Genomic DNA, 22,668 nt, shown 5'->3' with positions numbered 1-22,668 from the left:
GGGGGCTGCGATGACCGACATCCGGGTACCCGTGGACGGCGCCGACCCGTCCGTCGAACGCAACCTCGTCGACCAGTTGGAGGGCCCGTACCCGGGGACCGTCCGGCGGGTCGTGGTGCCGCTCCCCACCGCCGGCAGTGCCGCCGTGGACTGGACGAGTCGCCATCCGCTGCTCACCGTCGTGCTGCGCCGAGACCTGGCCGAGGAGACCATCCGGGTGACGGTCACCGTCGACCCGGGAGGCGCGGGGGAGCGGGTGCTGCCTCCGGTGGTCTTCGCGCCCTGGTCCGCCGAGGGCGCGTCGGTGCCCGCGTACGTGCCGGACACCGCCGACGAGCCGCTCGTCGCGCCGTTCACCGTCGCCGTGACGGCCGAGCGGGCCGTCGAGGGCGCCGCCGCCACGGCGGTCACCGGGGCGGCGCTCCCCGCTCTGGTCGAGCTGGCCGTCATCGAGGGCAACCTGGGCCGGCTTCTCTACCTGGTGTCGTACGAGAAGCACCGGTTGCGCCGCGCGGCCCGGGAGGTGCACGCGTACCGGACCCTGGCCCACGCCCGCCGCGACGCCCTGGACCGGATCGGCGCGGACGTCGGGGTGGCCCGCTTCGTGGACGAGCTGGTGCACGAGCCGACCAACGGCGAGGTGTACGCCCGGCGGCTGGCCCCGCCGGCCCGCGAGCCGGACGCCGCGTACGCCCACCGGCTCGGGCTGTACCGGCGGTTCCTGCTGCCCACCCCGGGCGCGGTACGCCACCTGCTCAACGGCCCCGGCGTGGACACCGACCCGAACGCGGGCCTCTTCGCCGACCTGCCCGGCGGCGCGCGCTTCACGCTGCGCGAGGACGACGACCAGTTCGCGGTGGCGGTGCGGCTGGTCGCCGTCGGTGACCCGCAGCACCGCACCAACTTCCTCGCCCAACTGCGCCGCGATCGCCTGGTGCTGCCCGCCAACACCCCACCGAACAACACCGTCCACGCCGGTCGGGCGTTGCCGGCCAGCCGTCTCGCCGAGGTCACAGCGCTGCGGGCGAGCCTGCGTCAGTCGTACACCTTCGGCAGCTCGCACGCCGTGGCCCCGCCGCTGGCGATGGCGCTGGACCGCGCGGGGCGGGTCTGCCGGGCGCTCGGCTCGACGATCGGGTGGCAGGTCAGCAGGGCCCAGGACGACGCCGGTGGCAGCCGCTACGAGTTGGGTCTCGGCGTCGACGTGAGCTGGCCGACCCCGGCGCAAGCCACCGACCTGCGTAACCGGGTGCTCGACACCGGCCGGACGGTGACCGCCGACCGGACCGCCGAGGCGCTCATCGTCGCAGCCCGCGCCGCCGGCGTGCCCACCGTCTCGGCCGACGGCGAGCTGGCCTGGCTGTGGCGGGTCTGCGGGCTGCCGACCACGCACCGGGTCAGCACCACCGTGATGTACCTGTCGCACCTGCCCACCCGGGGGCTCGCGGTGACCGCGCCGCTGACCGCTTCGATGGGCGTCGACGCGCCGGTCGAGGCGCAGTTCCACGCACCGGGCGACCCAGGTGGCAACGCCCTGCTGCTGGCCGGTCTGAGCGCGGCCAGGACAGCGTGGGCGGCCGCCGGCGAGCCGGCCTGGAACCCGTTGACCGACGCGGCGGCCCGGGCCCGGTGGGCGGCCGTGCCGACACGACCCGCCGGGCAACCGGTCGACGCGGTGCTCGCCGCCGCCGGCCTGCCCGCCGTGCGGGACCCCGCGCCCGTGGTGGCCGCGCTGAACCGCCTCCCCGACGAGCTGGTGGAGACCGTCGAGCTGCCGGCCGCACTGGCGTCCGCGCTGATCGCGGGGCAACCGGCCGCCGCCGACCGGCTCGCCCGGCTGGTCGGTCTGCTGCGCGAGCAGCACCTCGCTGCCGCGCTGCCGCTCGTCGAGACGGGCAACCGGCTGCTGCTGGTGATCAGCGTCATCGGTTTGCCGCAGGCCGGGCTGAACCTGAGCGAACGCCGGGCCACCGGGTTCCGCTGGTACACCGTGGGACTCGGCGGCGGTGCCGCGGACATCAAGGCGGTCGGCGCGCGGACCGCGCTGCGCCCCACCCACGCCGGGCTGGTCGCCGTGGTGGCGCTGTCCTATGTGCGGACCGGCCGGACCGACCCGTACGAGTTCCGGGTCGAGCTGCCCGACGGGGTGACGTTGACCCTGGAGCAGTACGAGCGGCTGATGAACGCCCTCACCAGGGTCTGCCCGCTCGGCGTGGAGATCAACACGTTCGACATCCGACGTGATCACGTCGACCTCGACGACGACGGGACGGCCGAGCCACTGCGCCCGGCCGTGGCCCGCACCTTCCGCACCTTCCAGCAGCGCCGGCACCGCGGCGTGTACGACCAGCTCTGAGAGGGACACCACGATGGCGAACGAGATCAACTACGACGGGGTGACCGTCAGCGAGCTGTACGAGGCGTTCACCCGCAACGGCATCCCGGCGTCGGACGCCAGCGTGCTGGTCTCCTCCTGGATCTACGAGAACGTCGGCACCGCGAAGCGGGTGTTCACCTACGCCGAGTCGTTCCCGGCGGTGGAGCCGGGCTGCGCGCCGCCGCCGTTCGCCCGCACGTTCGCGCACACCGACTGGGTGGACGGCGAGGACGTCGTACAGGCCGGTCAGACACCGGGGGAGCAGGGCTTCAACGAGCGTTTCCACCGCATCGAGCACGACCTGGACCACCTCGGCACCGACCTGGCCAAGGCGTTCTCCTGCATGGCGGCGATGCGGGTGAGCCTGCGCCGGTTGCTCGACGAGATCCGCGCCGAGATCAACCGGCTGCACTCGACCGTGCACGAGAACAAGATCGTGCCCGGCCCGTACACCTTCGAGCAGATTCCCAACTACATCGGCGCGTTGGACTTCGGTAAGTACATGGGCACCACGATGTTCATGGACAAGAAGGTCAGTATCTGGCAGACCAAGGCCGGCACGATCGTGCTGCCCGCCGTGGAGACCCTCGGCGTGGACGTGGTCGCCGGCCCGAAGGTCCGGGGTGCCGCCTACCTGGACCGGTACGCCGTCGAGCACCCCGACGTCCGGCAGCGCTTCCCGCGCGAGGTGAAGGTGGTGGAGTTCCTGCGCTCCTTCGGCGAGGAGGAGGTGGCCGACGGCCGGACGATCCGCGACGTGCTCAAGGTGCTGCCGGCGGACAGCAGCTACCCGAGCGTGGACGCGCTGGTCGCCGAGGTCAGCGAGCGGGAGGCGGCGATCGTGCGGACCACCTCGGGCGCCCAGTCGGCGGTCTCCGCCGCCCTCGGCATCGACGCGGCGCTGGAGAACGTCGCCGACGCCGACATCGCCATGCTGACCGGCGTGCCGACCAAGGCCCGGGCGGCGCTGACCCGCGCCGGGATCAGCACGCTGGGCAAGCTCGCCGAGACGTCGACCGAGCGGGTGGTCGGCATCATGAAGGAGGCGGGGCTACGCGCCGACGTCGGCGACGCCGCCGAGTGGACCGGCTACGCCCGGACGCTGAGCAAGCTGCGCTGAACGGCCGGCCGCGACTCCGGCGAACGGTTGATCCGCGCCGTTCGCCGGGTCGGTGTGACGACACTGCGCTGGCGTGCCGACCGTCCACACCCGAGCGTGGGACTCCCACGGGGCGATCGGGCACGAAGGGCGCACGGATGGCAGTTCACGAGGTGACGCAGGACCTCCGCTCCGGGGTACAGGAGACCGGGGCGGCGCGACCGACCCGGTACACGCTGCGGCTGCTCGGCGGCTTCGCGCTCGAACGCGACGGCCGGTCCGTGGTGGTGCCGCAGGGCGCCCGCCGGCTGCTCGCCTACCTCGGCGTACGCCAGCGGTGTGCCCGCTCCGAGGCCGCCGGTACGCTCTGGCCCGCCTCGCACGAGGATCGGGCGCGAGCCAACCTGCGCACCATGCTGTGGCGGCTGCACCGGATGACGCCGGAGCCCCTCGTCGAGGAGGACGACCGGCTGGCCCTGGCCGCCGGTGTGACGAGTGACGTGGCCGCCCTCAGTACGGCGGCGGCCGTCCTGTTGAGCGGCGGCTCACTCGTGGGCACCGTGCCGACGTTGGCGACCGGCGAGCTGCTGCCCGGCTGGTACGACGACTGGGTCCTGACGGAGCGGGAACGGCTGCGCCAGACCCGGCTCTACGCGCTGGAAGCCCTCGCCGAGCGGCTCACCACGCAGGGCCGCTACGGCGAGGCGGTACAGGTGGCGTTGACCGCCGTGCACCTGGAGCCGCTGCGGGAGAGCGCCACCCGCGCGCTGATCTCGGTGCACCTGGCCGAGCGCAACATCAACGAGGCGGTACGGCGTTTCGAGCTGTTCCGCGCCGACCTGGGTCGCGAGTTGGGCGTCGCCCCGACACCCTGGCTGGAGCAGCTCGTCCGCGCCAGCCTGACCGGCGCGACCGCCCTGGCTCCATGACCGACAGCGACACCTCGCACGAGGTGCGCTGCCCCGGCCACACTCCCGCACCCGCACCCGCACCCGCACCCGCACCCGCACCCGCACCCGCACCCCCGAGGGGTCCTGCCCACCTGTTTGCCGTCCTTTGCTCTGCTTCAGCGGACGAAACAGTAACGGCCGTTGACTGTTGCCTCCGCTGAAGCAGAGCAAAGGACCCGGACGGAGGGGTGGGCGGCGCGCAGTGGGGTGGCGCCGGGGTGGGGTGGATGGCGTGGAGTGGGGTGGGTAGCGCGGAGGTTGGGGGGGGCTGCCAGGGGCACCTGGCGGGCTGGTCGGTCGAGCGTCAGTTGGGGACCGGCTGGTCCAGGATGGCGCTGAAGCGCTCCTCGGCGAGGTCGAGCTGGCTGAAGATGTGCCCCTTGACCTCCTGCGACAACGGCGTGTCCGGCCGGGCGATCAGGTCCCGGAAGAGGGGCACCAGCGGCCGGTACTTCTTGGCCGACGAGACGACCTTCGGCCCGACCGTGTGGATGACCCCGACGCCGTTGTCGGTGAAGTCCGACACCTTGATCACCCGTGCCCAGGGCTCGCGGTCCAGGCTGACCGCGAGGTGCTCGCGGTACTGCTCGTTGCGGTCCCGCTCGGGGTCGTACACCGGGTTGGTGACGGCGGCGACGAGCGTCGCGACACGCGTCCCGAACCGCGCGGCGAGCGCGGCCAGCGCGGCCCCCGTCGGGTCGGTGCCAGCATCACCGTCGGCCAGCTCGACCGGGTGGTCCTCGACCGCGTCGTGCAGCAGGCCGGCGACGATCACGTCCACGTCGCGCACCTGGTAGTGGTGCATCAGCCGGATCGCCACCCGCAGCAGGTGGTTGAGGTACGGCTCACGAACGCGGCGGTCGTCCCGGTGCAGCTCGGCGGCCAGGTCGAGCGCGGCGGTCAACCGTTCGCGGGCGGCGTCGTCGAACTGTTGGACCTCCAGCCGGAAGCGCTCCAGCAGGCCCGGTTCGCCGTGGATCTCGGTGATCGCGTGCATCGGCATGCTGCCCAGGTGCGGCGGGAAGTCCATGCGTCACTTATAGCCGATCTTCACCACATCGATGGGCCCTTACGTCGCCGACCCGACCGCGACCCCGCCGCGGGTCGAGCCGTCAGATCGGCAGCCGGTCGGCTCCGGCCAGCGGGTTCACCACGAGGGGGACCAGTGGCGCCGGCAGGACGGGATCACGACGCAGGGTGGGCGTCCAGCCGGTGTCGGCGGCGAGGTCGGGTTCGTGTGCCGCGTTGTACGCGGCCAGCAGGTCCACAGGTCGGGCCGGGCCGGTGCCCTGGCGCACCCAGGAGCCCCGCTCGGTCAGCCCGGTGCCACCCCAGTCGTAGAGCAGGTCGGCCGGGTCGACCGTCGGGTCCAGGGTGAAGAAGTTGCTCTCCGCGTGGATCGCCGACTGGACCCCGACGCCGAGGGCGTACTGGAAGCCGTCCCCGCCGAGCCGGTAGTGGTTGTTGTAGACGTCGACCTGGCCGAAGCGCACCCGGGGAAGCCGTTGCAGGACGCCGTCGAAGAGGTTGTGGTGCAGGGTGACCTTCAGCCGACCGACGTCCGGGCCGACGGTGTTGGACGAGCCGATCAGCATCAGCTTGTCCCGCCTGACGAAGCGGTTCCAGGAGGCGGTGACCAGGCTGGCGGTGTGCGTGACGTCCACCGACCCGTCGTGCACCTGGTAGGGCCGCCCGAAGTAGCTCGGCTGGGCGCTGTCCGGGTTGTCGCCGTCGGTGAACGTGTTGTGGTCGATCCACACGTGCTCGCTGCGGCGTACCGAGATCTGGTCGTACTGGCTGTTCCAGTTGCCCGCGTCGCCGTCCGTGGGTGACCAGGCGGGGAAGCAGTCCCGGGCGTCGACGAAGGTCAGGTTGCGGACGATGACGTTCGCCGCCCGGTCGATCATGAGGGTGAGGCCGGTCAGTCGCGCGCCGCGCAGCCCGACGATAGTGGTGTTCGGGCCCACGTTGATCTGGGTCTGGCGGGTCTGGTTCGCCACCGACCGCACCCGGGCCTCCTCCAGCGGCCCGGGCGGCGCGACCCGCCCCCAGACCGCCGGGTCGTACGCGGCCAGATAGGCGTCCAGACGGTACGCCGGGTCAGCCAGGTCGGCGCAGCTCAGCGGCGTGCCCTCGGGCCCGGTGAAGCCGTCGACAGCGCCGTCCACGTAGATCAGTTTCGGGGTGTCGTCGGTGGCGTTGCTGGCGTTGTCGCCGCCGAGGGCGTCGACCAGTTCCGTCCGATCGTGGACCACCCGCGTCCGCTCGGGTGCCGCTGCCGAACCGCCGGTGGTCCCGGTGCCCTCGGCCGCCCAGCCATCACGCTCGGGCAGGGCCTGTCGACCGAGGTGACGGGCCGACCAGGAGAGCCGGTCGGCGGCGAAGGTGTCGGGGCGGGGAGCGGCGGCGGCCGGTGTGGCACCGACCAGGACGGCGATCACCGTCGCCCCGATGAGGGGTGCGCGCATTGGTTTTCCGTTCGCTGGTGGTGGTTCGGCATTCACCAGGAACGGTAGGTTCGCGGTTTTGCATAGGTCAATATAAATTGCTTGCAGGAATGTTGCAGTGGTGCCTGCGGCTAACGTGCGGCCTCGTCCCGCGCGGGTCGCACGTGCCGGAAGGCGACCAGCAGGGCGGTGACGACGCCAGCCACCAACAGGATTCGCACCGTGGTGAACAGCGCCGCGTCGCCCGTGGAGTGGGGCGGGAAGATGTCCTTGACGAGCCAGCCGACCCCCAGCCCCAGCCCCAGGCAGGCGTGCATCGCGGCCCGCAGGCGGGGGAGCGGCTGCGGGCGGCCGAGGATCCGGGGTGCCACGGTGCCACCGCGGCTCCTGGCGAGCAGCACGGCGGCGACGTTATCGCACGGATGCTCGCTCTGAAGGCCGCCTCTCCTGACGTCGGGTGCCTGCCCCGAGTGTCGGAGGAGTGGCGGGCACCGACCCGTCGCCTCCTTTGCTCTGCTTCAACCCACGCAACACCTGCGGGGCGAAAGTGTTGCCTCGGTTGAAGCAGAGCAAAGGACGACCCGAGCACCCTCGCCACCGCAGGGCGCCACCGCTACGCCAGGTGCGCGCGGTACGCCGGCACGGCCCACGGCACGCCCTGCTCGCTGGGCAGCGCGCCCTGCTCGGCCGCCCGACGCAGGACCTCGACCACGCCACGGATCCGCACCACCCGCTCGTCACCGTCGCCCACCACGTCGACCAGATCCCCGTCGAGCAGGCGGGGCTCGGGCGCGGCCCGCAACGCGTCCAGCAGCGCGGTGAACGGCGCGGTACGGGCCAGCGGCGCGATCAGCGGCACCGCGGCAGGGTCGACGCGGTGGGCGAGCAGGTTCTCCAGCAGGCCCCGTCGACCGGGGACGCGGCGGGTCACCGCGTCGCCGGGCAGGCGCAACCGGTCCGTGGGGTATTCCAGCACCGCCTGTCCTCTCGTGCCGGTCACCACCACCTCGCCCGCCACGAACTCCTCGGACGCCAGGGTGACCGCCGCCAGCACCGGTGGGCCGGCGCGCAACCGCACCCGCAGCACCGCCGTGTCCTCCACCTCGATCGGCCGTACCCGGTAACGCTCCACCTCGATCGCGACCGGCCACGGTGGCGCCCCGCCCAGCGCCTCGGCGACCGCCAGGCACTGCATCACCGCGTGCGCGAGCGGGTTCGCCAGCGCGCCGTCCAGCACCGGCTGGCCGTCCACGCTGCGGCGACCGGCCCACGGGGAGCGGGCGTAGTAGGCGTCCGGCCGTTGCCACGCCGCGACTGTCGCGATGCCGGTGACCGCGCCGAGACGGCCGGCGGCCAGCGCGTCGGTAAGCGCGGTCAGCGCCGCCGAGCCGAGCGCCTGGAAACCGACCTGGGCCACCTGGCCGGTCGCCGCCAGCGCGTCGGCCAGCGCGTCGTGCTCGGCCAGCGACAGCACCGGCGGCTTCTCCAGCAGCAGGTCCGCGCCGGCCTCCAGGGCGTCGCGGGCGATCGGCAGGTGCGTGTGCGGCGGGGTGCAGATCACCACCACCTCCGGTCGGGCGGCGGCGAGCATCGCCCGGTGGTCGGTGAACACCCCGACCCCGGGCGGCACCGGCGCCTCCCGCTCGTCGCGCACCTGTTGCACGTCGACCAGGGCGACCAGCCGCAGCCGGCCGCCGGCGTGCAGTGGCGCGATCACCCGCCGGTGCCAGTGGCCGTGCCCGTTCGCCCCGATCACCGCCACCGTCGGCGGCGGCACCGACCCGTTCACGAGACGCCGGCCAACGCCGCCGGGGAACCGGCCAGCGTCGCCCAGGCGCCGGCCAGCGTCGCCCGGCTCACCGGGCGCCGGCCAGGGTCGCCTCGACGCCGTGTCGTCCGAGCGCGGTGAGCCAGGCGGTCACCTGGGCGCGTACCTCGTCGTCGTCGGCAACTTCGGCCGGGATGACCTCGCGCAGCGCGAAGACGGCGTCCACCGCGCCGGCCGGGCTCTGCGCGCCGGCGTCCAGGGCGGCCCGGATCGGCCCCGCGAGAGGGTCCTGCAACGGCAGCGGTCGGCCGTCGTCGGCGTACCCCAGCGCGAAGCGCAACCAGGACGCCACGACCAGCGCGCCCCAGCGCGCGGACCGCCCGGACGCGCGCAGGTCGGCGATGGTCTGCAGGACGCGTTGCGGCAACTTCTGCGAGCCGTCGGTGGCGACCTGGAGGGTGCGGTGCCGGATCGCCGGGTTGCCGAACCGGGCCAGGACCTGCTCGCCGTAGTCGACGACCCGCACCCCGTCCGGCGGCCGGAAGCTGGCCGCCACGTCCTCGGCGATCAGCCGGCGCAGCACGTCGGTCAGGTGCGGGATCTCCAGGGCCTCGGCGATGGTCTCCCGGCCGGCCAGGGCGCCGAGGTACGCCACGGCCGAGTGCACGCCGTTGAGGGCGCGCAGCTTCAACCGCTCCCACGGGCCGGCGTCGTCGGTCAGCACCGCCCCGGCGTGCTCCCAGCCGGGCCGTCCGCCCGGGAAGTCGTCCTCGATCACCCACTGGGCGTAGGGCTCGGCGGCCACCGCGGCCAGGTCGGTCACACCGAGCGCCCGGCGGGCCGCGTCGAACGTCTCCGGGGTGCTGGCCGGCACGATCCGGTCCACCATGGTGCCCGGACAGGTCACGTTCGCGGCCACCCAGTCGACCAACCCGGTCGGCGTTCCGGCGGCCCGCTCGATCCCCTGGTCGACCAGACCGCGCAGTCGCCGGCCGTTGGCCGGCAGGTTGTCGCAGCTGACGAGGGCGACCGGCCCGGCGTCGGCGGCGGCGCGGGCGGCCAGTCCGCGCAGCAGCAGGCCCGGCGCGGTCGTCGGGGCCCGATGGCCCGCGAGGTCCGCGGCGAGGGCGGCGTCCGGGGACAGCCGGCCGGTCACCGGATCGAGTTGGTACGCCTTCTCGGTCACGGTGAGCGTCACGACGCGGACGGCGGGATCGGCGAGCAACGCCACCACGGCGTCCGGGTCGCTCGGCGCGTGCCGTACGCCGCTGAGCGCGCCCACGACCCGGGTGGTGGCACCGGCCGCGGAGAGGGTGCTCACGCTGAACAGGTTGTCCTGGGCGGTGAGCGCCTCGACCAGGGCGGTGCTGCGCGGGGCGACGGCCACGATGCCCCAGTCGCCGCCGGCCGCGCCGACCGCCGCCTCGGTGTAGACCGCCTGGTGGGCGCGGTGGAACGCGCCCAACCCCAGGTGTACGACGCCTGTCGGCACGGTGCCCGGCCGGACGAGGGGTCGGGACTCGACGGGCAGGTGGCGCAGCACCCCCAGGCCGAGACGGGACGCGCCGACGGTCACCGCCATGCCGGACCGTCCGGGAAGCGGAACTCGGCGATCGACGACGGTTTCATGGCGGCGCTGTAACCGGGCCGATCGGGCAGCAGGTAGCGGCCACCGCGGGTGCGCACCGGGTCGACGAAGTGCTCGTGCAGGTGGTCGACGTACTCGATCATCCGACCGTCGAGGCTGACGCCCACCCGCAGGTAGTCGAAGATCGCCAGGTGTTGGACGTACTCGCAGAGGCCGACGCCGCCCGCGTGCGGGCAGACCGGCACGCCGAACTTCGCGGCCAGCAGCAGCTCGGCCAGGACCTCGTCGACGCCGCCGACCCGGCACGCGTCGACCTGCATCACGCCGATCGCCTCGGCCTGCAACAACTGCTTGAAGATCACCCGATTGGCGACGACCTCCCCGGTGGCCACCCGACACCGGCCGCCGGTCAGCTCGGCGACGGCGCGGTTGATCCGGGCGTGACCGAGGATGTCGTCGGCGTGGGTCGGCTCCTCGATCCAGTACGGGTCCACCTCGGCGAGCGCGGTCATCGCGGTGATCGCCTCGTCGACGTCCCAGACCTGGTTGGCGTCCATCATCAACAGCGCGTCCGGGCCGATCTCGGAGCGGATGATCCGGGCTCGGCGCAGGTCGTCCGCGAGCGGCCCGCCGACCTTCATCTTCATCGCCCGCCAGCCGTCGTCGTACGCCTGCCGGGTCAGCGCCCGCACCTTCTCGTCGGGGTAGCCGAGCCACCCGACCGAGGTGGTGTACGAAGGGAAACCGTCCCGCTCCAGCGTCGCCAACCGGTCGGCCAGGCCGTCGCGTCCCTTGTCGAGGATCGTCGCCGCCTCGTCGGGTGTGAGCGCGTCACTGATGTGCCGGAAGTCGACGCTGGCGACGAGGTCGTCGGTGGGCAGCTCGGCCAGGAACCGCCACATCGGCTTGCCGGCCAGCCTGGCCCGCAGGTCCCACACGGCGTTGACGAGCGCCCCGGTCGCCATGTGGATGACGCCCTTCTCCGGGCCCAGCCAGCGCAACTGCACGTCGGCGCTGAGCGTGCGCCAGAACGCCACCGGCTCGGCGGCGATCTCCTCGACCGTACGACCCTCGACGTGGTGGGCCAGCGCCCGCACCGCCGCGCAGGTGATCTCGTTGCCCCGCCCGTTGGTGAAGGTGAACCCGGTGCCGACCGGCCCGGCGTCGGTGCCCAGCTCGACGTACGTCGCCGAGTAGTCGCCCCGGTTGATCGCGTCGGACCCGTCGCCCCGGGCGGCGGTCGGGAACCGTACGTCGTGCACGTCGACGGACGTGATGGTGACGGTCACTGGTCGGCCCCTTCGAAGTGGAAGACCCGCTTGGGCAGCCGGTACGCCAGGTCGACGATCGTCTCGGCGGCCTCGTCCATCGCCAGCCGGTCCTCGGCGACCAGCCGGGCCAGGAAACCGGCGTCGACACGGCGGGCCACGTCGTGGCGTACCGGGATCGAGCAGAACGCCCGGGTGTCGTCGACGAACCCGGTGGTGTTGTAGAAGCCGGCGCTCTCGGTGACCGTCTCCCGGAACCGCCGCAGCGCCTCGGGGGAGTCCAGGAACCACCAGGGCGCCCCGAGCAGCAACGCGGCGTACCCGCCCGCCAGGGGCGCCAGCTCGCGGGTGAAGGTGTCCTCGTCGAGGGTGTAGAGCACCACCGTCAGCCGGGGGTCGTTGCCGTAGCGGGCCAGCAGCGGGGCCAGCGCGTGCACGTACTCGGTTGCCTGCGGCACGTCACCGCCGACGTCGCGGCCGTGCCGCTCGTACAGCCAGCGGTTGTGGTTGCGCACCGCGCCGGGGTGCAGTTGCAGCACCAGACCGTCGTCGAGGGACATGCGGGCGAACTCCATGAGCATGTGCGCCCGGAACGCCTCCGCGTCGGCGGCGTCCGCCTCGCCGCGCAGCCCCCGGTCGTAGAGTCGCGCGGCCTGCGCCGGGCTCAGGTCCAGGGTGCGTGCGGTGGGATGCCCGTGGTCCGACGAGGTCGCGCCGGCCGCGATGAACGCGGCCCGGCGGGCCCGCAGGGCGGCCAGATAACCGGTGTACGTGCCGGTGTCCTCGCCGGCCAGCTCACCGAGGCGGGCCACGTTGCCCGACCAGCCCTCGAACTCCATGTCCACCACGTCGTCGGGGCGGAACGTGGTGACCACCCGACCGCCCGGCCCGCCCCACCCGTCGGCCGCGAGCTTGGCGTGCTGCGCGAGGTCGTCCAGGGGCGACTCGGTGGTGGCGAGGACCTCGATGCCGAAGCGTTCGAACAGCGCCCGGGGCCGGAAGGCCGGCTCGGCGAGCCTCGCTGCGATCTCGTCGTAGACGGCGTCGGCGGTGGCCGGGCCCAGCGGGGTGTGCACCCCGAAGACGGTGCGGAGGGTCTGCTCCAGCCACAGCCGCGACGGGGTGCCCCGGAACAGGTGCCAGTGCGCCGCGAAGCGCCGCCAGATCACCCGCCCGTCCGCCTCGACCGGACCGCCGTCACGGGTGGGCACCCCCAGGTCCGCCGGGGGTACGCCCTGGCTGAGCAGCATCCTCGTCAGGTAGTGGTCGGGCACGATGAGCAGCCGCGCCGGGTCGGGGAAGGGTCGGTCCTCGGCGAGCAGGGCCGGGTCGACGTGCCCGTGCGGCGAGATGATCGGCTGCCGCGCCGCGAGGGCGTACAGCTCCCGGGCCAGCGCGCGCTGGCCCGGCTCGGCCGGCAGGAGCAGGTCGGTGTGGTCGGACGTCGGCACGGGACTCCTCGTCTCCTGGTCAGTGGGGGGTGAGCAGGTCGGCGACGCGGACGGGTCGCCCGGTCTCGAAGGACCGGTTGGCGGCCAGTCCGGTGAGCAGGGCCAACGCCCCGTCGTCGGCCGTGGCGGCGCGGCCCAGTGGATCGGGCTGGCCGCCGAGGAGCACCGCGGTCATCCGGGCGTCCGCGCCGCCGTGTCCCTGGCGGGTACGACCCTCGACGGGGATCCGCCGGGGCGGTTCCCAGAAGGGACGTACGGTCAGTGTCGCGCCGCCTCCCTCGGCGGGCGCCTCGACGCCGTGCAGGGCCGCGCCCTTGACCGCGCCGGCGGTGCCCCGGTCGACGTAGTCGTTCTCGGTCACCTCCAGCTCCAGCCGTCCCCGGCTGCCGTTCACCATCACCCGGTAGCCCTCCCAGGGGGCGTACGCGGTGAGGTGGTAGCTCATCGTCGCGCCGTTGGAGTAGCGGGCCAGCACCGCCATGTCGTCCTCGATGCTCACGCCGGGGGCGAAGACGTTGCGGTCGCGCTGGTAGCCGTCCTCGGCCTCGGCGTCGAGGTACAGCTCGCGCAGCCGGGGGTGGGCGTCCAGCCGCAGCGCGAACGGGTCGTCGACAGCGGCGGGGGAGCCGTACGCCCGCTCGTAGTCGCGGGCGTAGCCGTGCCGGCGACCGTCCTCGCCGTAGAAGAAGAGCCGGCCGGCCGCGTACACCTCGACCGGGGTGGCCCCCAACCACCAGTTGACCAGGTCGAAGTGGTGGCTGGCCTTGTGCACCATCAACCCGCCGGAGGTGGCCTTGTCGCGGTGCCAACGCCGGAAGTAGTCGGCGCCGTGGCGCACGTCGAGCAGCCACTCGAAGTGCACCGAGCCGATCTCGCCGACCGCGCCGTCGGCGAGCAGGCGGCGGACCTGCTCGTGCAGCGGGTTGTAGCGGTAGTTGAACGCCACCGTCACCCGGCCGCCGGTCTCGGTCACCGCGTCCAGGATGCGCCGGCAGCGGGCCGCGTCGACGGTCATCGGCTTCTCGGTGACGACGTCCCGGCCGGCACGCAGCGCCGCCACCACGTACTCGTCGTGGGTGACGTCCACGCTGGTCACCAGGACGACGTCGACACGTTGCCGGTCCAACATGCCCGCGAAGTCACCGGCTCGGTAGGTGGGCACCGGCGGGTGCCCCAGCTCGCCCAGCCAGCGGTTGTGCGCGTCCATCCGGGCCTGGTTGACGTCGGCGAAGGCGACCAGCTCGGTGGTGTCGGCGTGATCGAGCACCAGGGCCCGGACGAACATCTCCGCCCGCGCTCCGGTGCCCACGACGGCGTACCGGACTCGCCCGCCGGATCTCGGTGACATGCGATCGCCTTCCGGGTGATCCCTGCAAAGGTTTGCAGTGAAGTAACCACGATCGATCTCACGACGTCAACGACGACGGCGCAATCGGTGGCAAATATGGGCTTTTGCGGGGTTGAAGGTCACCAATGGAAGCGCCGACGCAACAGGGCTGCAAACATTCACCGTTGACAGTGGAGCAACCGTTTGCATTAATTGGCGGCACCCGCGTGACCGCCGCCGTATTCGGACGAAGGGGCCGCCGTGCCAGTCACCATCCGTGACGTCGCCCGCGCCTCCGGGGTGCACATCTCCACCGTGTCCCGCACCTTCTCGGCACCGCACCTGGTCAACCCCGAGACCCGGGTCCGGGTGCTGGCCTGCGCGGAGGACCTGGGCTACCGACCGAACCGTGCCGCCCGCGCCCTCATCACCGGGCGTACGCACAACATCGGCCTGATCATCGCCGACATCGCGAACCCGTTCTTCCCGCCGCTGATCAAGGCGGCGGAGAGCCAGGCACGCCACCGCGACTACCACGTCTTCGTGGCCGACACCAACGAGGACCCGACCGCCGAGGAGGAGCTGGTCCACGCCCTCGCGAAGCAGGTCGACGGGGTGCTGCTGTGCAGCCCCCGGATGAGCAACAGCCTGATCGAACAGCTCAGCCGCGAGGTGCCGCTGGTCGTGGTGAACCGTCAGGTGACCGGCCTGCCGTGCGTGCTGATGGACGTCGGACAGGGAGCCCGGTCGGCCGTCGAGCACCTCATCGGTCTCGGTCACCGCCACCTGGCCCTGCTCGGCGGCCCGCGCAGCTCGTGGACCAACCGGGAAATGCGCCGCGCCGCCGCCACCGCGGCCCGGGCGGGTGGCGGCGAGCTGACCGTGCTCGGCCCCAACGCGCCCACCGAGACCGGCGGCTCCGCCGTGGCCGAGCAGGTACGACGAAGCGGCGTGACGGCCGTGCTCGCCTACAACGACCTGATGGCGATCGGCCTGATCGAAGGGCTGGACGCGCTCGGGGTCCGGGTGCCGCAGGAGGTGAGTGTCGTCGGGGTCGACGACATCGCCCTGAGCCGGCTCACCCGACCCAAACTGACGACGGTGGCCACACCCACCGGGGCCGCCGGCCGGACGGCCGTCGACATGCTGCTGCAACAGGACATCGAGTCACCGCGCGGCGCGCGAGGGCCCGGTGCCGGCACGGCGGTCGGCGTCCGTCGTACCACCGCACAGGTAATGCTCCAGACCGACCTGGTCATCCGCGACTCGACCGGTCCGGGCCCGCACGCCCGACCGGCACGTCCCCTGGCCGCGCCCCAAGGCCCGGACCCGCACTGCCCTGCGGGCCCGGGCGTCCCGACCGCGGCCACCGGTGATGCCGTCGCCTCCTAAAGCCGAGGAGTGAGCGCACATGCACCCCGCAACGTCCCCCACCACTGGCACGCCCGTCGGGCGTCATCACGGTACCCCGCTGCCCCGGCGGCGGCTGCTGCGCGGCCTGCTCGCCGCGACGGTCGTCGCGCCACTGCTGTTCGGCGCCGCCGCCTGCGGCGACGACGACGGCGCCGCCGACCCGAACGCCCCGGTCAAGCTCTCGATCTTCTGGTGGGGCGGCGACGCCCGGGCCAAGCTGACCGAGGACGCCCTCGCCCTCTACACCAGGAAGCATCCCAACGTGACCTTCGAGAAGACCTGGCAGGCCAACCAGGGCTACTTCGACAAGCTCGCCACGCTCACCGCCGGTGGCAACCCGCCGGACCTGTTCCAGATCGACGAAAACTACCTCGCCGAGTACGCGGCCCGCAACACCACGCTCGACCTCACCTCGTACCAGGAGTCCGGCAAGCTGGACACCTCCAAGTTCCCCAAGAGCCTCTGGCAGTACGGCGTCGTCGACGGCAAGCTCGCCGGCCTGGCCGCCGGGGAGAACACCCAGGGGCTCGTCTACAACAAGACGCTGCTGACCACGCACAACCTGCCCGAGCCGACCACCGGGATGAGCTGGGAGCAGCACATCGCCTGGGCCGAGGAGGTGTCCCGCAAGACCGGCGTGCCCGGCACGCAGGACCCGAGCGCCGACTACAAGGCGTTCTGGGTCTGGCTGCGCCAGCAGGGCAAGGACCTCTACAAAGGCAAGGAGCTGGGCTTCGCCGCCGAGGACGTGACCGCGTGGTTCGACCTGTGGAAGGGCGCCCGGGACCGCAAGGCCACCCCGACCGCCGACGTCATCCACGAGGGCAACTCCAGCGACGTCACCAAGCAGTTGGTGGTCACCGGCAAGTCCGCGACGTCCTGGGTCTGGGCCAACCAGATGCCGGACCTGAAGAAGAACACCAAGAACGAGTTGGGTGTCGTCGCGTACCCCGGTGATCCCAGCGCGCAGTGGGCCCGGGCCTCGATGTACTGGTCGGTCTTCAAGGGCAGCAAGAAGAAGGACGTCGCGGTCGACGTGATCAACTTCCTGAACAACGACCAGGAAGTCGTCAAGCTGCTCGGCACGGACCGTGGGCTGCCGTCCAACCTGGACCTGCGCCGGGTGGTCAGCGACGACACCACCGACCCCGCGATGAAGCAGTCGATCGCCGTCGAGGCGGAGCTGACGCAGAGGTTCGGCGCGTCGCCGCAGGTGCCGATCAAGGGACACAGCACCGTCAAGTCCGAGCTGGTCAAGGCCGCCGAGAGCGCCCAGTACGGCCGGGCCACACCCGCGCAGGCCGCCGCCCAGTTCGTCGAGGCGTGCAAGGCCGCCATCGCCTGACCCGCCCCCACCGGGCGAGGAGAGGAGCTGCTCGTGGCGTTGACCACGGCGCCCGTCAAGGCCCGACGCGGCCCCGACCGGGCCCACGCCGCGCGGCGTGGGCCCGGCACCAGCGGGCACAGCGAAGGTCTGGCGGGGTACGTCTTCCTGTCGCCGTGGCTCATCGGCCTGATGGGTGTCACGGCCGTTCCCATGCTGCTGTCGCTCTACCTGAGCTTCACCAACTACGACATCCTCACCCCGTTCTCCGAGGCCCAGTGGGTGGGGCTGGCCAACTACGAGCGGATGTTCACCGCCGACCCGTCGTACTGGCACGCGGTGCGGGTCACCCTGACCTTCGCGCTGGTCGCCGTACCCCTGAAGCTGGCCGCGGCGCTCGGGGTGGCGCTGCTGCTCAACCGCGCGTGGCGCGGCGTCGGGCTGTTCCGGGGCCTGTTCTACCTGCCGTCGCTGCTCGGCGGCAGCGTCGCGCTGGCCATCGTGTGGGTCAACATGTTCAACCGCGACGGGGCGTTCAACTCGCTGCTGAGCCTCGTCGGCATCGAGGGCAGGCCGTGGGTGAACGACCCGGACTGGGCCCTCGAGACGCTGATGGTGCTGGCCATCTGGCAGTTCGGCGCGCCAATGGTGATCTTCCTGGCCGGGCTCAAGCAGGTGCCCACCGAGCTGTACGAGGCCGCCTCGGTGGACGGGGCCGGCCGGTTCCGCCAGTTCCGCAACGTCACGCTGCCGATGCTCTCACCGGTGATCTTCTTCAACCTGGTGCTGGAGACGATCAACGGTTTCCAGGGCTTCACCGCCGCGTTCGTGCTCAGCAACGGCACCGGCGGCCCGGTCGACTCCACCCTGATGTACACGCTGAACCTCTACATCACCGGCTTCACCGACCTGGAGATGGGCTACGCGTCGGCGATGGCCTGGGTGTTCCTGCTCGCCATCGCGGTGCTCACGGCGATCTTCTTCAGTACCGGACGGTTCTGGGTGCACTACTCCGACGGGGAGGACCGGTGATGCGCGGCGGCCGTCCGATCCTGCGACTGCTGATCCTGGTGGCGATCGTGGTCGTGGTGCTCTACCCGCTGATCTGGATGGTCGGCACCTCGGTCAAGTCCCAGGAGGAGATCGTCAATAACATCGGGTTGCTCCCCGAGCGGTTCACCCCCGGCAACTACTCCGCCGGGTGGTCCAACTTCGACGTCAGCTTCGGCCGGTTCTTCCTCAACAGTGCGCTGGTCAGCCTGCTCACCGTCGTCGGCAACGGGCTCTCCTGCCTGCTGGCCGCGTACGCCTTCGCCCGGCTGAGGTTCCGGCTGCGCGGGATGTGGTTCGCCGTCATGATCGGCACGCTGCTGCTGCCCCAGCACGTGCTGATCGTGCCGCAGTACATCCTGTTCCGGACCCTCGGCCTGGTCGGCGGCGAGTGGCCCTACCTGCCGCTGCTCATCCCGCAGTTCCTGGCCACCGAGGCGTTCTTCGTCTTCCTCATGGTGCAGTTCATGCGGGGCATTCCCCGCGAGTTGGACGAGGCGGCCCGGATCGACGGCGCCGGCCCGTACGGCATCTTCCGGCACATCATCCTGCCGCTGAGCCGTCCCGCCCTGGTCACCACCGCGATCTTCTCGTTCATCTGGACCTGGAACGACTTCTTCCGCCAGCTGGTCTTCCTGTCCCAGCTGAAGGATTACACGGTGCCGGTGGCGCTGACCCTCTTCATCGACTCGACGAGTCAGAGCGCGGTCGGGCCGATGTTCGCCATGTCGGTGCTGTCGCTGCTGCCGGTCTTCCTGTTCTTCGTCGCGTTCCAACGGATGCTCGTCGAGGGGATCAACACCGGTGGCATCAAGGGCTGAGCCGATCGACGTCGACGGGCGGCGGGACTGGCGGGACGTCGCCCGTGACGCCGCCGACCTCGCGCTGCTCGGCATCCTGCTGACCCTCGCGGCGGCACCGCTGCTCACCGCCGCGGCGGCGGCCGGTACGGCCAGCGCGGCGGTGCACGACTGGACACGTACCGGCAGTTGGCCGTCGGCGCGAGCCACCGCGCGCCGGTTCGCCCGGTCGGTGCTGCCCGGTGTGCCGGTCAGCCTGCTGGCGTTCACCGCGCTCGGGCTGCTCGCGGCCGACCTGGTGGCGCTGGCCGCCGGACGGGTGCCCGGTGGCCCGCCCGCGCTGGCGGTGACCGGGCTGGTCGCGGCCGGTCTGGCCGGGTACGCCGGACTGGTCGTCGTCGAGGCGGGACGCAACGGGGGTGGGCGGTGGCGGGTCGCGGCCCGGTCCTCCGCCCGCGCCTGCCTCGACGCGCCCGCCCACTGGCTGGCCCTGACCGGCGTGACGGCTGTGGCCGGGCTGCTCGCCGTCCTGGTCACGCCGGTGGCCGTGCCGATCCTCGCCGGATACACAGTGGCGGCCCTGCACGCCGTCGCCGCCCGCCGGCCGGCCCCCGCTGGCGTCGGCAGCCGCGAGCCGGCCGCCGTCCGCCCGGAGCTGCCGTGAGCGCCGATCACGCTGCCGACCCTGCCCCGGCCGGTGCGGAGCCGGCGCGGCTGCTCGTCGACGGGACCGAGGTGGCCCGGTACGTGGTCGACCCCGTGCTGGACGCGCGGCACGGTCCCCGGCCGTACCTGCACCCGGTACGCACCCTCGGCGGCACTGTCGTCACGGACGCGCTCCCCGCCGACCACGTCTGGCACCTCGGGGCGTCCCTCGCCGTGCAGGACGTCGACGGCACCAACCTCTGGGGTGGACGCACCTACGTCCGCGACGTCGGCTACACCTGGCGCGACGACCACGGGCGGATCGTCCACACCGGCTGGACGCGGCGGTCGGCCGACCTGCTGACCCACCGGCTCCAGTGGCGCGACCCGCGAGGTGGGGTGCTGCTCACCGAGCGGCGTCAGCTCGCCGCGTCGGCCGTGACACCGGGCACCTGGCGGCTCGACCTGGACTCCACGCTCACCGCACCGCCCGGCCGGGCGGTACACCTGGGCAGCCCGGCCACCAACGGCCGCCCCGGCGGGGCCGGCTACGGCGGGTTCTTCTGGCGAGCGGTCGCCGCCGGGGGCGAGGCGACGGTGTTCACCGCCGAGGCGGCGGGGGAGGAGGCGGTCAACGGCAGCGCGGCCCCGTGGCTGGCGCTGACCGGCACCGGGCCGGGCGGTGGGGCGTACACCCTGGTCTTCACGGGCCTCGGGCCCGGCGACCGGTGGTTCGTGCGGACCGCGATGTATCCGGGCGTCTGCGTGGCCTTCGCCTTCGACCAACCGGCGGTGCTGCCGGCCGGTACCACCCGCAAGGGCCACTACCAGATATGGATCTGCGACAGCACCCTGCCCCCCGACCAGTGCGCGACCCTCGCCGACGACCGTCGATCATGAAGTTGTTGTCACGACACGCCGGGCGCGGTGACGATAACTTCATGATCGACCGGGCAGGGCGGCGGGGACGGCGGCGGCGGTGACCCGGATGGCCTTGACTATCGCCGGGATCGAGCCGATCAGCAGCACCAGGCCCCAGATGATCGCGACGATCGCGAAGACCAGCGCCGCCACGTCGTCGACGATGCTCACCAGGATCACCGGCACCAGATTGTGCAGGAACTCCAGCACGACGGTGCACAACAGGGTGGTGATGATCATCAGGACGAGGCCCTTGTTCTGCAGGAACCGGGGCTGGGCCAGCACCAGCAGCCCCGCCCACACGAGCTTGAGCAGCAGTGCCAGCCCGAGCAGCACCGCCGCGTCGCCGACCGGGAAGAAACCCCACAGCGCGAGGTACGCCAGCGTGCCGAACGGCACGGCCAGGAACAACGACACCATGATCATCAGCTCCACGAACGCGATGATCAGCAGGACCAGCGAGCCCAGGATGAGCAGGATCGAGAAGATCAGCGTGGCGACACCCTGGATTCGGCCCTGCACCCGTTCGGGCACCACCAGGCTCAGGCAGAACAGGCCGGTGGTCCACACCGCCACCGCGTCGATCAGCGCCAGGTAGCTGGTGCCCCGCCCGGACGGTTCGCTGACCCCGCTGGCGTCCACCTCCACGCCGAGGTCCGCCGCGCCGACCAGCAGCGCCCCGGTGGCGTCGCCGCCCCCGGTGAGCAGCGACGAGCCGACCTCGACGAGGAGCACCAGCGTGATCGCCACGAACGCCAGCACCAGGAAGGGTTTGCGCAGGTCACCCATGGCGAGGCTCCTCGCGGTCGTGACGTGCGACCGGCACGTCACCCGGGGCGGCCGGTCGACCCGTCAGTCCGCGGCGACGGTGACCGTGCATCCGACACCTCCCGGGCAGCCCAGCAGCACGGTGGTCGCGCTGTCGACGGCGATCCGGGCGACCGCCTCGCCGCCGTCGTCCGGCTCGACCTCCGAGCGCACGGTGAGATCGGCGTCGCCGGGCGCCGGCGCGGTCACCACGAACGAGCGACCGCTGCGCAGCACCAGCGTCCGGAGTTCGCCCGGATCGGCGACATCCACCGCGCAGCCACCGACGAAGGTGAGCACGTCGCCGGTACGGTCACAGTCGGCCCGTACGCTCGCCGGGTCGATGGTGGTGCTCGCGCCGGACAGGCGACCCAACCGCTCCACGATGCCGGGCCGATCGCTCGCGCGGCCCTGGTCACCGCCGCCGAGGCCGACGGCGAGCGCGAAGAACGCCACCAGCAGCACCGCGAGGGTCACCAGGACGACCTTCTGCCGACCGCTCATCGCTGCGCGACCGTCCCGGTCACCTCGGTGAAGCGGATCTGGTCCACGCCGGCGAAGTACCTGTCGAAGCCCTGCGTCTTACCGACGGCGACGAGGGTGAGCGTGTGCCGGCCGGGCCCCAGCCGTACGGTGCCCACGTCGGTGAAGTCCTGGAGGATCACCGTCGGGGTGAAGCCGAAGAAGGTGCTGCCGAGCTGCACGCCGTCGACCTGCCAGATCGTGTTGGCGTAGTCGAACGACGTGGTGCGCGCGGTGGAAAACCGCCAGAGCGCGTCGCCGGGCAACTCGACGGTGACGCTCACCCGGTCACCGGGCGCCAGACCGGAGAAGAACAGCTGCTCGTCGCCCGACCAGGTCACGTCGCAGCAGTTCACCTGCGCCCCGACCGCCGCCGCCGTCTTCGCCGGGGACTCCACCCGCGCGCCGTCGACAAGGCTCTCCGCCTCCACCGTCACGACCCGTGGCGCGCCGGGCGTCGGTGTGCCGTCGGGGCGGGTCAGCAGGTAGCCGACCACTCCGGCGACCACGAGCACCAGCGCCGCCGCCGCCGCGATCCACGGCCACGGCGTCCGCTTCGGCGCGGCGACCGCCTTGACCTCGTACGTCACCCGGCCGCTGGAGCGGGAACTCTCCTCCGGCGCGGTGTTGGCCGAGTACGCGAACCCGGTCATGTCGTAGCGGCGGGGCGCGGTGCCGGCCGGCACGGCGAGGCGGACCAGGAACGAGACCGAACCCTGCCCGGGCACCGTCCGCTGCGGCTCGGTGACGGTGAACCAGGCCCGCTGGCTGCCGTCGCCGGGCGCCACGTCGAAGACGACGGTGTCCGGCGCGAGGCCCGGGTTGGAGACGGTGAAGGTCAGTTCGCCGTGGTTGGCGGCGTCCAGGGTGAACTGTGACGCGGCGGCGACGACGGCCCATTCGGTGGTCAT

The 22,668-nt window shown here is 72.4% G+C and carries 20 protein-coding genes; 9 read left to right on the top strand and 11 right to left on the bottom strand.

Features of this window, described 5'->3' with window-relative positions:
- The first annotated feature begins 10 nt into the window (after window positions 1–10).
- The 3 genes from ABZU91_RS14390 to ABZU91_RS14380 all read left to right on the top strand — a co-directional run bounded on the left by ABZU91_RS14390 (window position 11) and on the right by ABZU91_RS14380 (window position 4,405).
- Entirely contained in the window at window positions 11–2,356 is a 2,346-nt protein-coding gene (locus ABZU91_RS14390) for a hypothetical protein (protein ID WP_355239222.1), read from the top strand.
- Window positions 2,357–2,369: 13 nt separating this feature from the next.
- Window positions 2,370–3,497 (top strand): hypothetical protein, encoded by a 1,128-nt coding sequence (locus tag ABZU91_RS14385; protein WP_355239219.1) that lies wholly within the window; start codon window positions 2,370–2,372, stop codon window positions 3,495–3,497.
- Between the two features lie 137 nt (window positions 3,498–3,634).
- A complete protein-coding gene (locus ABZU91_RS14380) occupies window positions 3,635–4,405 on the top strand; it encodes a BTAD domain-containing putative transcriptional regulator (protein ID WP_355239216.1) in 771 nt (256 codons plus the stop codon).
- A 325-nt stretch (window positions 4,406–4,730) separates the two neighbouring features.
- Here the strand turns inward: ABZU91_RS14380 and ABZU91_RS14375 are convergent, their stop codons facing one another.
- The 8 genes from ABZU91_RS14375 to ABZU91_RS14340 all read right to left on the bottom strand — a co-directional run bounded on the left by ABZU91_RS14375 (window position 4,731) and on the right by ABZU91_RS14340 (window position 14,296).
- The gene (locus tag ABZU91_RS14375) at window positions 4,731–5,456 is read right to left on the bottom strand and encodes an HD domain-containing protein (protein WP_355239213.1); all 726 of its coding nucleotides are present in this window, start codon (window positions 5,454–5,456) and stop codon (window positions 4,731–4,733) included.
- An 82-nt stretch (window positions 5,457–5,538) separates the two neighbouring features.
- A complete protein-coding gene (locus ABZU91_RS14370) occupies window positions 5,539–6,894 on the bottom strand; it encodes a pectate lyase (protein ID WP_355239210.1) in 1,356 nt (451 codons plus the stop codon).
- Window positions 6,895–7,004: 110 nt separating this feature from the next.
- Window positions 7,005–7,274: a hypothetical protein gene (locus ABZU91_RS14365; protein ID WP_355239207.1), complete on the bottom strand. Its 270-nt coding sequence runs from the start codon at window positions 7,272–7,274 to the stop codon at window positions 7,005–7,007.
- A 212-nt stretch (window positions 7,275–7,486) separates the two neighbouring features.
- Window positions 7,487–8,662, bottom strand: coding sequence for a Gfo/Idh/MocA family oxidoreductase (locus tag ABZU91_RS14360; protein WP_355239204.1), 1,176 nt, complete (start codon window positions 8,660–8,662; stop codon window positions 7,487–7,489).
- 67 nt (window positions 8,663–8,729) lie between these two features.
- A complete protein-coding gene (locus tag ABZU91_RS14355) occupies window positions 8,730–10,223 on the bottom strand; it encodes a mannitol dehydrogenase family protein (protein WP_355239201.1) in 1,494 nt (497 codons plus the stop codon).
- Window positions 10,214–11,518 carry an enolase C-terminal domain-like protein gene (locus ABZU91_RS14350; protein ID WP_355239198.1) on the bottom strand — a complete coding sequence of 435 codons (1,305 nt, stop codon included), beginning with the start codon at window positions 11,516–11,518 and terminating at the stop codon, window positions 10,214–10,216. The genes ABZU91_RS14355 and ABZU91_RS14350 overlap by 10 nt, the downstream gene beginning before the upstream one ends.
- Window positions 11,515–12,948, bottom strand: a complete 1,434-nt coding sequence (uxaC, locus tag ABZU91_RS14345) for a glucuronate isomerase (protein ID WP_355239195.1) — start codon at window positions 12,946–12,948, stop codon at window positions 11,515–11,517. The genes ABZU91_RS14350 and uxaC overlap by 4 nt, the downstream gene beginning before the upstream one ends.
- A gap of 19 nt (window positions 12,949–12,967) precedes the next feature.
- Window positions 12,968–14,296, bottom strand: coding sequence for a Gfo/Idh/MocA family oxidoreductase (locus ABZU91_RS14340; RefSeq protein WP_355239192.1), 1,329 nt, complete (start codon window positions 14,294–14,296; stop codon window positions 12,968–12,970).
- Window positions 14,297–14,536: 240 nt separating this feature from the next.
- On the opposite strand from ABZU91_RS14340, the gene ABZU91_RS14335 reads away from it, so the two are divergent.
- Genes ABZU91_RS14335 through ABZU91_RS14310 form a run of 6 tightly spaced genes read left to right on the top strand, consistent with a single transcriptional unit; the run spans window position 14,537 to window position 20,407 of the window.
- The gene (locus ABZU91_RS14335) at window positions 14,537–15,667 is read left to right on the top strand and encodes a LacI family DNA-binding transcriptional regulator (protein WP_355239189.1); all 1,131 of its coding nucleotides are present in this window, start codon (window positions 14,537–14,539) and stop codon (window positions 15,665–15,667) included.
- A 19-nt stretch (window positions 15,668–15,686) separates the two neighbouring features.
- On the top strand, window positions 15,687–17,033 hold the full coding sequence (locus tag ABZU91_RS14330; RefSeq protein WP_355239186.1) for an extracellular solute-binding protein: 1,347 nt from the start codon (window positions 15,687–15,689) through the stop codon (window positions 17,031–17,033).
- Window positions 17,034–17,066: 33 nt separating this feature from the next.
- Entirely contained in the window at window positions 17,067–18,044 is a 978-nt protein-coding gene (locus ABZU91_RS14325) for a sugar ABC transporter permease (RefSeq protein WP_355239183.1), read from the top strand.
- A complete protein-coding gene (locus ABZU91_RS14320) occupies window positions 18,044–18,883 on the top strand; it encodes a carbohydrate ABC transporter permease (protein WP_355239180.1) in 840 nt (279 codons plus the stop codon). The genes ABZU91_RS14325 and ABZU91_RS14320 overlap by 1 nt, the downstream gene beginning before the upstream one ends.
- On the top strand, window positions 18,867–19,526 hold the full coding sequence (locus ABZU91_RS14315) for a hypothetical protein (RefSeq protein ID WP_355239177.1): 660 nt from the start codon (window positions 18,867–18,869) through the stop codon (window positions 19,524–19,526). Before ABZU91_RS14320 ends, ABZU91_RS14315 begins: the two co-directional genes overlap by 17 nt.
- Window positions 19,523–20,407, top strand: coding sequence for a PmoA family protein (locus ABZU91_RS14310; RefSeq protein WP_355239174.1), 885 nt, complete (start codon window positions 19,523–19,525; stop codon window positions 20,405–20,407). The genes ABZU91_RS14315 and ABZU91_RS14310 overlap by 4 nt, the downstream gene beginning before the upstream one ends.
- A 39-nt stretch (window positions 20,408–20,446) precedes the next feature.
- On the opposite strand, the gene ABZU91_RS14305 is transcribed toward ABZU91_RS14310, so the two are convergent.
- From ABZU91_RS14305 to ABZU91_RS14295, 3 genes are all read right to left on the bottom strand, one after another.
- Window positions 20,447–21,217 (bottom strand): hypothetical protein, encoded by a 771-nt coding sequence (locus tag ABZU91_RS14305; protein WP_355239172.1) that lies wholly within the window; start codon window positions 21,215–21,217, stop codon window positions 20,447–20,449.
- Between the two features lie 63 nt (window positions 21,218–21,280).
- Entirely contained in the window at window positions 21,281–21,739 is a 459-nt protein-coding gene (locus ABZU91_RS14300; protein ID WP_355239169.1) for a hypothetical protein, read from the bottom strand.
- The gene (locus ABZU91_RS14295; protein ID WP_355239166.1) at window positions 21,736–22,668 is read right to left on the bottom strand and encodes a hypothetical protein; all 933 of its coding nucleotides are present in this window, start codon (window positions 22,666–22,668) and stop codon (window positions 21,736–21,738) included. The genes ABZU91_RS14300 and ABZU91_RS14295 overlap by 4 nt, the downstream gene beginning before the upstream one ends.

The organism is Micromonospora sp. NPDC005174 (genome assembly GCF_040608495.1).
Classification (GTDB): Bacteria; Actinomycetota; Actinomycetes; order Mycobacteriales; family Micromonosporaceae; genus Micromonospora.
The sequence above is the reverse complement of the archived record's forward strand: the minus strand, read 5'-3'. Positions and strand labels throughout refer to the sequence as shown.